Source organism: Streptomyces sp. NPDC014734 (assembly GCF_043083325.1).
Classification (GTDB): domain Bacteria; phylum Actinomycetota; class Actinomycetes; order Streptomycetales; family Streptomycetaceae; genus Streptomyces.
Genome location: NZ_JBIBYN010000009.1, coordinates 296,795 through 309,136, shown reverse-complemented (window position 1 = coordinate 309,136; position 12,342 = coordinate 296,795). Strand labels below are relative to the sequence as shown.

Sequence of the window (12,342 nt, the reverse complement as noted above, 5' to 3'; positions counted from 1 at the left end):
ATCGTGGTGTCGGGCGGGCGCGGGGTCAACGGCGCGGAGAACTTCGCGGTGATCGAGGCACTGGCGGACGCGCTCGGCGCGGCGGTGGGCGCCTCCCGCGCAGCGGTCGACGCGGGCTGGTACCCGCATTCCAGCCAGGTCGGACAGACGGGGAAGTCGGTATCGCCCCAGCTGTACATCGCGTCGGGCATCTCCGGAGCGATCCAGCACCGGGCCGGCATGCAGACGTCCAAGACGATCGTCGCGGTCAACAAGGACGCCGAGGCCCCCATCTTCGACCTCGTCGACTACGGCGTCGTCGGCGACCTGTTCCAGGTCGTTCCCCAGCTCACCGAGGAAATCAAGGCACGCAAGGGCTGAACCCCACCCCATCCCCTCGCTCTCCTCCCCACGGTCCGGGACCACGTGGCACACACCCACCACACGGCCCCGGACCGTTCGCGATCACCATTGACGCGGGATCGACAGCCTTATAACTTCACCATGCGGATCAATGATTCCGGAAGACGGAAACCATCTGGTTGTGGAGGATGTGGACATGGGTCAGCAGGAGCAGGTGGCGACGAGCCTCGCCGAGACGGTCCGTGCGGAGATCGACGCCTCCCTCGCCGCCGTCGACGCCGAACTCGCCCGCCGGTACCCGGGCGACCCGGGCACGCGCCAACCGGTCCACACCGTCTACGTCCCGGGCGACACGTTCACCGCGGACACCATCCGCTCCTGGGGCGAGCGGGCACTGGACGCCCTGGACGAGCACGCCCCCGACGCGGCGTCGTTCGCCGCCGTCCTCGGCATCCCCGACGAACTCGCCGCACCGGTCCACGACCGGGTGCGCGCCAAACTGGAACGCGAACCCGTCGAGGACCTGCGCATCGACTTCGAGGACGGGTACGGCACCCGCCCCGACACCGAGGAGGACGAGGCGGCCGCCGGAGCCGCCCGGCTGATCTCTCAGGCGTACGCGAACGGCACGGCCGCCCCGTACATGGGCATCCGCATGAAGTGCATGGAGGCAGCCGTCCGCGACCGCGCCATCCGCACCGCGGACATCTTCCTCACCGGTCTGATGCGGGCGGGCGGTCTTCCCGACGGACTGGTGCTCACCCTTCCGAAGGTGACCTACCCCGAGCAGGTCACCGCCTTCGTACGGCTCCTCGAAGCGTTCGAGCGGGCACACGAACTGCCCGTCGGCCGGCTCGGCTTCGAGATCCAGATCGAGACGAGCCAGTCCATCCTCGCCGCAGACGGCACCGCCGCCGTCGCCCGCATGATCGACGCCGCGCAGGGCCGGGCCACCGGCCTTCACTACGGCACGTTCGACTACAGCGCCTGCGTCGGGGTCAGTGCCGCCCACCAGGCAAGTGACCACCCGGCCGCCGACCACGCCAAGGCGGTCATGCAGGTCGCCGCTGCGGGGACCGGCGTACGGGTCTGCGACGGCTCCACCAACGTCCTCCCGGTCGGCCCCACCCACCAGGTCCACGAGGCGTGGCGGCTCCACCACCGACTCACCCGCCGTGCCCTGGCACGTGCCTACTACCAGGGCTGGGACATGCATCCGGGCCATCTGCCGACCCGGTACGCGGCGGTGTACACCTTCTATCGCGAGGGCCTGGACCGGGCGGCCGGACGGCTCGCCGCGTACGTCGCCGAGGCGGACGGCGACGTCATGGACGAACCCGCCACCGCCAAGGCGCTCAGCGGATACCTGCTGCGCGGCATCGACTGCGGTGCGCTGGACACCGCCGAGGTCGCCCGGCTGACCGGGCTGACACGCGCGGACCTCGACGCCTTCGCGTCGCCGCGCCGGGCGGGACTCACCACGGGACGCGTCTGACGGGTCGTCGGCCCGGGTGCGGGCGGACGGCAGGCGTATGCGCCCCTTTCCGGTGAACCTCGCTGGAAAGAGGGGTCGTTGACCGAAACGAGGGATGTGTCACCAGGCGTTGTCCTACGCTGGGCCGACGACGGCCGGTGGTGCCGTACGCACCTCTCGGAGACCAGATGGAACCGGCCGTCATCGGAGCACGTCTCGCGTCGAGCATCGTGACTCCGCTGATCAAGAAGCTCTTCCTGTCCGAAGGCCCCGGGGCAGGCCTGGTCGACGAACCCATCCGGGTGTCCGCGCTCGTCTCCTTCCGTGGCGAGAAGCGCACGCTCTCGGACAAGGACCTCCACACGATCGCGGAGGAACTGATCCGGCGCGCCGCGCAGTCGACCGGCGTCGAGGACGTCCTGCCCGCATTCGAGAAACGCGCCGTCGCCAACGCGGTCGCCGATTCCCTGCGGGTCATGGGAACCCTCGACATGGAGGACGCCCAGGCGGTGAAGCTGGGCCACCTGGGGCTCTCCCGGCACCTGAGGTCCGGGAGCAGGACGGCCACGCTCGGCCTCTCCAGCGACGCGGTCGCCCTGCACGCGAGCGTGATGGACACGGCGTGCCTGCACATCCTGAACTTCTTCACCCAGCGGTCGACCTTCGTACCGCGCACCCTGGTCGAGCAGAGCCGTTCCATCGAGGAACTGACGCGGAAGATCGATGCGTTGATCGCCCGTGCACCGTCCCCGGCCGACGGGCCGTTCGAGGACCGTTACGCCGGATACATCGCGGCGAAGCACGGCAAACTGAGCATTTTCGGCCTCGATCTGTCCGGGGCACCGGAGTCCTGGCGGCTCGACGCCGCCTATCTGAGCCTGGACGCCGCCGGTGACGCCACCACAGCGGCTCCCGCGCTGCTCTCCGCCGACCACGTCCTGGCGGGCCGCGACCGTGTGCTCCTGCGCGGCGTGGCAGGTTCGGGGAAGACCACACTGGTGCAATGGCTGGCGCTCTCCGCCACGCAGAAGGAATTGGACGAGCACCTTCTGTACCTCCACGGACTCGTGCCGTTCGTGCTTCCGCTGCGCACCCTGACACGGGGCGGTGCCGCACTGCCCGCACCACACGAATTCCTCTCCGCGGTGAACTGCCCGATCGCGAGCCTGCAGCCGCCCGGATGGTTCGACCGGGTGCTCCGGGCGGGCCGTGGGCTCATGCTCATCGACGGCATCGACGAGATCCCCGAGGACGACCGCGGCGACGTACGCCGCTGGCTCCGGGAACTCATCGGCGTGTATCCGGCCAATCGGTGGCTGGTGACCTCCAGGCCGTCCGCGGTGCAGGAACGCTGGCTGATGGACGAGGAGTTCACCGAGCTGGACCTCGCGCCGATGAGCAGGGACAACATCGCCGATTTCGTGGACCGGTGGCACCGGGCGGCGGGCATCAGCGACCAGTACGCCAACGAACTCCTGCGGGCGATCCGTTCCAAACGGGACCTGGGCAGACTGGCCACCAACCCGCTCATGTGCGGGCTGATCTGCGCCCTGCATCAGGCCCGGCGCGGCTACCTCCCCGAAGGGCGCAAGGAGATCTACGACGCGGCGCTCTCCATGCTGCTGTTCCGGCGCGACCGGGAACGCGGGGTCTACACGTCCGGCTCGATGTACATCGGCGAGGCCCACCACATCCAGCTGATCCAGCGGCTCGCCTACTGGATGATCCGCAACGGCCGCTCCGAGATGGACCGCACCGACGCCGTCGAGCTTCTGGAGCAGGCCCTGCCGATGATGCCGAAGGTCGCCGAACAGGGAACGGCGGAGGAGGTGTACCGCTACCTCCTGATCCGCAGCGGACTGCTCCGTGAACCGAGCCCGGATTCGATGGACTTCATCCACCGGACCTTCCAGGACTACCTCGGGGCGAAGGCCGCGGTGGAGGGGCTGGACTTCGACTTCCTCATCGCCAACGCCCACCTGGACCAGTGGGAGGACGTCATCAGGATGGCCGTCGCCCACGCCCGTCCCGCGGAGCGCACCCGGTTGCTCACCGGTCTCATCAGCAGGGACGACGTCTCACGGCACGGCATGAAGAGGCTGCACCTGCTCGCGGCCGCCTGTCTGGAGCACGCGACCGAACTCGACCCGGCGGTCGGCGCGCAGGTGCAGCGGCGGGCCGCGGCCCTGATCCCGCCGCGCTCGGCCGATCAGGCCCGCGCGCTCACCGAGGTGGGGCCGGTCGTGCTGGACCTGCTGCCCGGACCGCAGGAGACTTCCGCCGACGAGGCGACGGCACCCGACTGCGACGGACCCGGGGCCCACCCGACCGCGGACGAGGCGTACTTCACCGTACTGGCCGCCGCCCGCATCGCGACCGACGCGGCGATCGCCGTGCTCGCCCGGTACCGGGGGCACCGGGATCCGCGTGTGCGCGCGGAACTCGTACGGGCCTGGAGCCGGTTCGACACCGACCTCTACGGCACCGAAGTGATCGCGCACATCAGTGACGACACCCTCTACTTCCCGGTGACCAATCCGAGGGAGCTCCGGGCGCTCCACGCCTTCGGGGGCCGCTCGCGCATCAAGGTCTCGGGGGAGTTCACCACCGCCGAATTCGTCGAATCGAGTCGCAGGAGCGGTCGCCTCACCCACCTCTGGGTGGACGGCGGCATGGCGGGGACCTGGAACTGGTTGCACAACTTCCCCAACCTGCGCTCGCTCACCATCGAGCCCGTGCAGCCGCACATCGAGGTGGGCGGTCTCGCCCAGGTGCTCTCGCTGCGCACGATCCGGGTGCCGGAGGGCACCGATGTCATCGGCGCCGACGAACTGCCGCCCTCGATGGGGATCCTGTACGAACGGCTCGGCGGCGCCTGAACGCTCCCCCGCTCAGGCGGGCGGCAGTTCGCCCGAGCCGCGCGGCACGAGCGTGGTGGGCAGTTCCACCCGCGCCGGGGGGTGATCCGCGCCGTCCAGCCGGCGGAAGAGGTGCTCGGCGGCGGTGCGGCCGACCGCGGCGGCGTCCTGTGCGATGACGGTGATGCCGAGCAGATCGGCAAGTTCGATGTCGTCGAAGCCGACCAGCGCGATGCGTCGTTCCCGCTCAGCGAGGACCCGGACCGCCGTCACCGTCACCCGGTTGTTGCCCGCGAACAGCGCGGTGACCGGTTCGGGGCCGGACAGCATCCGTTCCACGGCGGCCCGGACCCGGCCGGGGTCGGTGGATCCGAGCGAGACCCAGGAATCGTGGACCGTCGTCCCGGCTTCCGCCATGGCCGCGTGGTAGCCGCGCAGCCGCTCGGTGGCGGTGTGGATGCGCGGTTGGTCGCCGACGAAGCCGATCCGGCGGTGGCCGTGCGCGATGAGATGGGCGACGCCCTCCCGGGCGCCGCCGAAGCTGTCGGAGAGAACCATGTCCGCGTCGATGCGGCCGGCCGGCCGGTCGACGAAGACGGTGGCGATGCCGGCCTTGATCTCCGGTTCCAGATAGCGGTGGTCGTCGCCGGCCGGGATCACGATCAGACCGTCCACCCGGCGCGCGCACAGGGCGAGCGCCAACTCCTGCTCGCGCTCCGGGTCCTCCGCGCTCGATCCGTTGATCAGGAGCGCGCCGTGCGCCCGGGCCACCTCCTCCACCGCACGGCTCAACGGTCCGTAGAACGGGTCGGCGAGATCCTCCAGGACGAGACCGATGGAGGCGGTGCGCCCCTTGCGCAGCACGCGCGCACTGTCGTTGCGCCGGAAGCCGAGCGCCTCGATGGCCTCCTGGACCCGGCGTTCGGTGTCCGGCGTCACGCCCGGCTCGCCGTTCACCACGCGGGAGACCGTCTTGAGGCCGACTCCGGCGCGGGCGGCCACGTCCTTCATGGTCGGCCGGTTGCCGTAACGGGGCTCGGAGGGACGGGCGGTCTCGGCCACGGTGCGCTGTCCTGTCATCGCTTGCGGGTGGTCCGGTCGGGTCCACGAGCGGTGTCGTGGGCGGGACCGGAGGCTGTGCCGTCGAGCATAGGGCCTGGACAACGTTGTCAGCTGAATGGAGACTGGTCGGACTGTTTCACCGAACCCACCAGGTCCCCGAGCACACGGAGCCGCACCGATGCATTCCGACCTCGTCGCCGCGCTGGACATCGGCGGCACCAAGATCGCCGCCGCGCTGGTGGACGGCAGCGGCGCGATCCTCGTACGGGCGCAGCGGCCCACGCCCGCGCGGGAGGACGCCGAAACGGTCATGCGGGCGGTCGCGGAGGTCCTGGCCGAGGTGTCCGGGTCGCCGTTGTGGGGGCGGGCGACGGCTGTCGGAATCGGCAGTGCGGGCCCGGTGGACGCCTCGACGGGAACGGTGAGCCCGGTCAACGTCCCCGGCTGGCGCGACTTTCCCCTGGTGGAGCGCGTGGGCAAGATCGTCGGCGGACTGCCCGTCGAACTGGTCGGCGACGGGGTCGCGATGACGGCGGCGGAGCACTGGCTGGGCGCGGCCCGCGGCTACGACAACGCCCTGTGCATGGTGGTGTCGACGGGTGTCGGCGGGGGGCTCGTCCTCGGTGGAAGACTTCACCCCGGCCCCACGGGCAACGCCGGGCACATCGGTCATGTCAGCGTCGAGCTGGACGGCGATCCGTGCCCGTGCGGATCGTACGGCTGTGTCGAGCGCATCGCCAGCGGGCCGAACATCGCCCGCCGGGCACGGGACAACGGCTGGCGGCCCGGACCGGACGGCGACGCCTCGGCCGCCGCCGTCGCCGCCGCCGCGCGTGCCGGGGACCGGGTCGCCCTCGCCTCGTTCGAGCGGGCGGCTCAGGCACTGGCGGCCGGAATCGCCGCCACCGCCTCACTCGTCGAGATCGACATCGCGGTGGTCGGCGGGGGAGTGGCCGGAGCCGGGGACGTTCTCTTCGCCCCCCTGCGCCACGCCCTGCACCGATACGCCACGCTGTCCTTCGTGCGACGGCTGACGGTCGCCCCGGCGGTCATGGGTACCGACGCGGGGCTGGTGGGTGCGGCGGCCGCGGCGGTCCGGAGGGGGTGAGCGGTGTCCCGTGCGCCCGTCAGCAGGCGATCCGCAGGTCCGCCCAGTCCGCGTGGTCGGAGTCGATTCCGTCCCCGCCGTCGGTGACCGTCAGGCGTACCACCTGCGCGCCGCTCACCTCCGCGGTCAGCGCCCGCGCGGGCATCGCATTGGTCAGCACCCCGGTCGACGCGACCCTCGTCCCGTCGGCAAGGACCTCGAAGGCGACCGTCCCCCCGGCCCCTTCCTCGTCGTCGAGCCCGACCCGCGCCGTCACGGTGCGGCACGCGCCGCCGGTGTAGAACTCGACGGCGCTGTCGGCGTGCACCCCGAGCCCCTTGGCGAAGACCGTCCCGCCGATGGTGAGCGGATTCCCGTCCCCCGCCGCGCTCTCGCCGTTGCTGGTGTCCCGTTCCACGGGTCCCCAGCCGTTGGTGGCCGAGAGCTGCGGCAGATCGCTCAGAAGGCTGACGCCCGTCGGCGGCGCGACGACCACCTGGACCCGGAACGGGACCGCCGACCGTACGTGTCTCCCGGCCGGTGTGCGGTACCGGGCGGTGAACGTCAGGCCGTACGCCCCGGCGGGGGTGCCCGGGGGAGCTGTCACCCGCCAGTGCGTGGTCAGGGCGGAGCCGGTCGGCAGGGCCGGTGTGCCGTTCGGGGTCACCGCCCCGACCCGCCAGCCCGACGGCCCGGTCAGCGCCGCGGACACCCGCGCGGCGGGGGTGCGGCCGAGGTCCGTCACCGTCGTGGTCAACGCGACGGTACGTCCGGCCTCGGCCAACAGGTTCCCCTCCAGGCCGAGTTCGACGGCGGGCGGGTGCGCGGCCCACTCGGGGTCGACGGCGACGCGCAGCAGCACGGTCCCGTGCGCGGGGACGGTCGCCGAGACGGCGCCCGCCGTGTTGTACGTCCGGTGCTCCCACAGGTCGCGCATCGTGTACGCGGCGGCCCTCGGCAGTCCCGCGGCCCCGGCCGTGGTCGAGACGCGCTGTGCGCCGCCGGTCTCGTTGAACAGGGCGACGACGCGACTGCCGTCCCGCATCTCCTTGGCGACGACCCAGCGTCCGTCGTCGGAGGACAGCACGGTTCCCTGCTTGCCCAGCGGGTCCTGGTCGACCGCGACGACTTCGCGGTTGGTGAGGATCTCAAGGGTGGCCGGGTCCGCCGTGCGCAGGTCGGAGCCGATGAGCAGCGGCGCCGCCATCACGGACCACATGGAGAAGTGAGTGCGGTACTCCGTGTCCGTCATGCCGCCGTTGCCGACCTCCAGCATGTCCGGATCGTTCCAGTGTCCGGGGCCCGCGGCGGCGGCGAGGGGAAGGTTCCGCTTCATGATCGACAGCATGCTCGCCCAGGTGTCGTCGATGTCGCCGGTGGTGCGCCAGAGGTTGCCCAGTTCACCGGCCCACTCCCATGGCTTGTTCTCGCCCCATTCGCAGATGCTGTAGACGATCGGCCTGCCGGTCGCGGCCAGCGCGTCCCGCATCGTCGTATAGCGCTGTCTCGCGTCCACGCCCTGGTTGTTGCAGTTGTCGTACTTGAGGTAGTCGATACCCCAGTCCGCGAACTGGCGCGCGTCGCTGTACTCGTGGCCGAGCGCGCCCGGAAGTCCCACGCTGTCGCAGGTCCTGGTGCCCGCGCTGGTGTAGATCCCGATCTTCAGGCCCTTGTCGTGCACGTAGTCCGCGACGGCCTTGATGCCGTTCGGGAAGCGGCGGGGGTCGGCCTCCAGTCTTCCGTCGGCGTCGCGTTGCGGCTTCGCCCAGCAGTCGTCGAGATTGACGTATTCGTAGCCGGCGTCCCTGAGCCCCTTCTCGACGATGATGTCGGCGATGCCCTTCACCATCGCCTCGTCGAACTCGGCCCGGCAATGGGTGGAGTTCCAGTTGTTGAACCCCATCGGCGGGGTGAGCGCAAGACCGTCCCCGGCCTGCTGGACCGGCGGTGGTGGCAGCGGGGCGGCGACGGCGGGAGCGGCCGTTCCGGCGGCGAGAAGCAGCCCTGCGAGCAGCGCTCCGATGATTCGGTGATGGCTGGTTCGGGTGGTACGGGTTGCGAGATGACGCACCGTTACGTTCCTCCGGATTCACGCATGATCGGATGACATCATGGGCATGCCAAATCGTTCGGTTACGTTAGAGCGCGTTGAAGTCTGTTGGAAGAGGGAGCGGTGCGATTGTCTGTCATCTCGTCAAAACCCTTGACTGGCCCAATAGTTGAGAGTGAGATCCCCTCGCACGTGCGATTGTGTTGGGTTACGTCCAGAGGAGTCGGGCATGGCACATTCTGCTGGCGGTAGGTCGCAAGTGCCGGGCAGCGTCGCAGGACATCGGATCTCGCGCCGCAATGTGTTACGGGGTGCCGTCGCCGGAGCGGGAGCGGTGACCCTGCCATCGGTGCTCGCCGCCTGCGGGAGCGGTTCCGGGGGCGACGGAAAGACGATCACCATGGGATCGAATTCCTCCGACCCGGTTCCGAAGAAGGCTTTCGCGCATGCCTTCGAGGCGTACGAGGCACAGTCGGGCGGCCGGAAGGTGAAGGTCAACACCGTCGACCACAACACCTTCCAGGAGAACATCAACCGGTATCTGCAGGGCAGGCCCGACGACGTCTTCATGTGGTTCGCGGGCAACCGGATGCAGTTCTTCGCCGAGAAGGGCCTGCTGCACGACATCAGCGACAACTGGCTGCACTACGAGGGTTTCTCGGCCGCGCTCAAGGACCAGTCGACCGGAGCGGACGGCAAGCAGTACCTCACCCCCTACTACTACTATCCGTGGGCCGTCTTCCACCGGAAGAGCCTCTTCGCCGACCGCGGCTACCGGGCGCCGGGAACACTCGACGAGTACGTCGCCCTCGCGCGGCAGATGAAGAAGGACAAGCTGACGCCGATCGCCTTCTGCGACAAGGACGGCTGGCCCGCCATGGGCACCTTCGACTACATCGACATGCGGACCAACGGCTACGCGTTCCACCGGAGCCTGATGGCGGGCGAGATCGCCTGGACCGACAAGCGGGTCAGGGAGGTGTTCGACACCTGGCGCAGGCTCCTGCCGTACTGCCAGCCGGGTGCCAACGGCCGCACCTGGCAGGAGGCCGCCACCAGCCTCCAGAAGAAGGAGGCCGGCATGGCCGTCTTCGGCCTCCCGCACCCCGGCGCGCAGTTCTCCGAGGAGGAACGGGGCGACCTCGACTTCTTCCCGTTCCCCGTCATCGATCCGCAGCACGGCCAGGACGCCGTCGAGGCGCCCATCGACGGGTTCCTGCTGGCGAAGAAGTCGAAGAACCTCAAGAACGAGAAGACCCTGCAGAGCGCCAAGGACCTGCTCGGGTGGCTCGCCACCGGGAAGGCCGAGGACATCTACCTGAAGAGCGACCCGAACAACATCGCGGTCAGCGACCGGGCGGACACCTCCGCGTACTCACCACTCCAGAAGAAGGCGGTGGAACTCGTCTCCGGAGCCAAGCAGATCTCCCAGTTCCTCGACCGCGACACCCGGCCCGACTTCTCCTCCACGGTCATGATCCCCGCGATCCAGAAGTTCATCAGCGACCCCGGCGACGTGGACGGCCTGGTCAACGACATCGAACGGCAGAAGAAGACCATCTTCGCGGCCGATTGACGCACGAGCGTCCACCGCCCGATCCATCCCGGGAAGCCGATCGAACCTGGAGTACCGACCGTGTCCCTCATCCCGGCACGGCGCACCGGACGACGGGGCGTGCGGCGGCGGTTCACCCGTCGCGACCTCCTCGTGCTCGGTGCGCTGCTCGGCCTGCCCGTCCTGCTCGACGTCACCATCGTGTGGGGCCCGACGCTCGCCTCCGTCGCGCTCTCCTTCACGAGTTGGGACGGCGTCGGCGACATCCGGTGGGCCGGGACGCGCAACTACGAGAACCTCTTCACCGCGTACCCGCCGTTCTGGCCCGCCGCCCGGCACAACCTGCTCTGGCTCGCCTTCCTCGGCCTGGTCGCGGCGCCGTTCGGACTGCTGCTCGCGGTACTCGTCGACCGGGGCGTGCGCTTCAGCCGCTTCTACCAGTCGACCCTGTACATGCCCGTCGTGCTGTCCCTCGCCGTGGTGGGCTTCATCACCCAACTGATCTTCTCCCGCGACCAGGGCGCGCTCAACGCGATACTGGGGGACACGGCGTCGCCCACGGACTGGCTCGGCGATCCGGACCTCAACATCTGGGTGGTCCTGCTCGCCGCCGCCTGGCGGCACACCGGTTACGTGATGATCCTCTACCTCGCCGGGCTCAAGGCCGTCGACCCCTCACTGAAGGAGGCCGCCGCGATCGACGGGGCGGGCGAGGCCCAGACCTTCTTCCGCATCGTCCTGCCCACCCTGCGACCGGTCAACGTCGTCGTCGGCGTCATCACCGTCATCGAGTCCCTGCGCGCCTTCGACATCGTGTACGCCGTCAACCACGGCCGCAACGGACTCGAACTGCTCTCGGTGCTCGTCACCGACAACATCATCGGCGAGGCCGCCCGGATCGGGTTCGGGTCCGCCATCGCAGTCGTCCTGCTGACCGTCTCCCTGGGATTCGTCGTGACGTATCTGGTCCAGGAGCTCCGAGGGGAGAAGAACCGATGACCGTACGAGCCAACCCCTCCCCGGCCTCCGCCCGCCCGGCGGCCCGTTCCGCCCGGGCGCGGCGCCGCGCCGGCGGGGTCGGCGTCCACGTCTTCCTCATGGCGGTCTCCCTCGCCTTCCTCGCCCCGCTGCTGCTCGCGGTGTACGCCTCGCTGCGCCCCTACGAGGAGACCTCGGCGCACGGCTACTTCTCGCTGCCGCGCCACCTCTCCCTGGACCACTACCGGCAGGCGTTCTCCGACTCCGGCATGACGAAGTACTTCGTCAACACCCTGCTCATCGCGGTGCCCGGAGTGCTCGTCACCCTCTTCCTCGCCTCGTTCGTCGCCTTCGCGCTGGCCCGCCTCGAACTGCGCGGCGGCATCGTCCTGCTCATGCTCTTCACGGCCGGGAACCTGCTGCCTCAACAGGTGATCGTCACGCCCCTGTACGTCCTGTTCAACCGCATCCCGTTGCCCTACTGGATGTCCGACTCGATGACGATGTTCGACTCGTACTGGGCCGTCGTCGTCGTCCAGATCGGGTTCCAGATCGGGTTCTGCGTCTTCGTCCTCGCCCACTTCATGCGTACTCTTCCGCGCGAGATCCTGGAAGCCGCGGTCGTCGACGGCGCGGGCGTCTGGACCCGCTACCGGCGGATCACCCTGCCCCTGTGCCGGCCCGCCCTGGCCGCGCTCGGCACGCTCCAGTTCACCTGGATGTACAACGACTTCCTGTGGGCCCTGGTCTTCGTCTCCGACGGCGACAAGCTGCCCATCACCTCGGCGCTCAACAACCTGCGGGGCCAGTTCTTCACGGACTACAACCTGCTCGCCGCCGGATCGGTGATCGTCGCCCTGCCGACCCTGGTGGTCTTCCTGCTGCTCCAGCGCCACTTCATCGCCGGGCTCACCCTGGGGGCAGGCAAGGGATAGG

At 69.7% G+C, this 12,342-nt stretch carries 9 protein-coding genes; 7 read left to right on the top strand and 2 right to left on the bottom strand.

Going from position 1 to position 12,342, the window contains the following annotated elements; all coding sequences use genetic code 11:
- The 3 genes from ACF1CT_RS17660 to ACF1CT_RS17650 form a co-directional block, all read left to right on the top strand.
- The coding region (locus ACF1CT_RS17660; RefSeq protein ID WP_391784752.1) for an electron transfer flavoprotein subunit alpha/FixB family protein at positions 1-360 on the top strand (360 nt) is incomplete at its 5' end.
- A gap of 178 nt (positions 361-538) precedes the next feature.
- Positions 539-1,837 carry a DUF6986 family protein gene (locus tag ACF1CT_RS17655; protein ID WP_391784751.1) on the top strand — a complete coding sequence of 433 codons (1,299 nt, stop codon included), beginning with the start codon at positions 539-541 and terminating at the stop codon, positions 1,835-1,837.
- 167 nt (positions 1,838-2,004) lie between these two features.
- A complete protein-coding gene (locus tag ACF1CT_RS17650; protein ID WP_391784750.1) occupies positions 2,005-4,695 on the top strand; it encodes an NACHT domain-containing protein in 2,691 nt (896 codons plus the stop codon).
- A gap of 12 nt (positions 4,696-4,707) precedes the next feature.
- Here ACF1CT_RS17650 and ACF1CT_RS17645 read toward each other — a convergent pair whose 3' ends face one another.
- Positions 4,708-5,754 carry a LacI family DNA-binding transcriptional regulator gene (locus ACF1CT_RS17645; RefSeq protein WP_391784749.1) on the bottom strand — a complete coding sequence of 349 codons (1,047 nt, stop codon included), beginning with the start codon at positions 5,752-5,754 and terminating at the stop codon, positions 4,708-4,710.
- Positions 5,755-5,914: 160 nt separating this feature from the next.
- On the opposite strand from ACF1CT_RS17645, the gene ACF1CT_RS17640 reads away from it, so the two are divergent.
- Positions 5,915-6,844: an ROK family protein gene (locus ACF1CT_RS17640; RefSeq protein ID WP_391784748.1), complete on the top strand. Its 930-nt coding sequence runs from the start codon at positions 5,915-5,917 to the stop codon at positions 6,842-6,844.
- Positions 6,845-6,863: 19 nt separating this feature from the next.
- On the opposite strand, the gene ACF1CT_RS17635 is transcribed toward ACF1CT_RS17640, so the two are convergent.
- Positions 6,864-8,894 carry an NPCBM/NEW2 domain-containing protein gene (locus ACF1CT_RS17635; protein ID WP_391784747.1) on the bottom strand — a complete coding sequence of 677 codons (2,031 nt, stop codon included), beginning with the start codon at positions 8,892-8,894 and terminating at the stop codon, positions 6,864-6,866.
- A gap of 265 nt (positions 8,895-9,159) precedes the next feature.
- Between ACF1CT_RS17635 and ACF1CT_RS17630 the strand changes: the two genes are divergently transcribed.
- From ACF1CT_RS17630 to ACF1CT_RS17620, 3 genes are read left to right on the top strand one after another with little or no spacing between them, the layout of a single operon-like run.
- Entirely contained in the window at positions 9,160-10,449 is a 1,290-nt protein-coding gene (locus tag ACF1CT_RS17630; protein WP_391784763.1) for an ABC transporter substrate-binding protein, read from the top strand.
- Positions 10,450-10,509: 60 nt separating this feature from the next.
- Positions 10,510-11,427 carry a carbohydrate ABC transporter permease gene (locus tag ACF1CT_RS17625; protein WP_391784746.1) on the top strand — a complete coding sequence of 306 codons (918 nt, stop codon included), beginning with the start codon at positions 10,510-10,512 and terminating at the stop codon, positions 11,425-11,427.
- The gene (locus tag ACF1CT_RS17620) at positions 11,424-12,341 is read left to right on the top strand and encodes a carbohydrate ABC transporter permease (protein WP_391784745.1); all 918 of its coding nucleotides are present in this window, start codon (positions 11,424-11,426) and stop codon (positions 12,339-12,341) included. Before ACF1CT_RS17625 ends, ACF1CT_RS17620 begins: the two co-directional genes overlap by 4 nt.
- Position 12,342 lies beyond the last annotated feature (1 nt).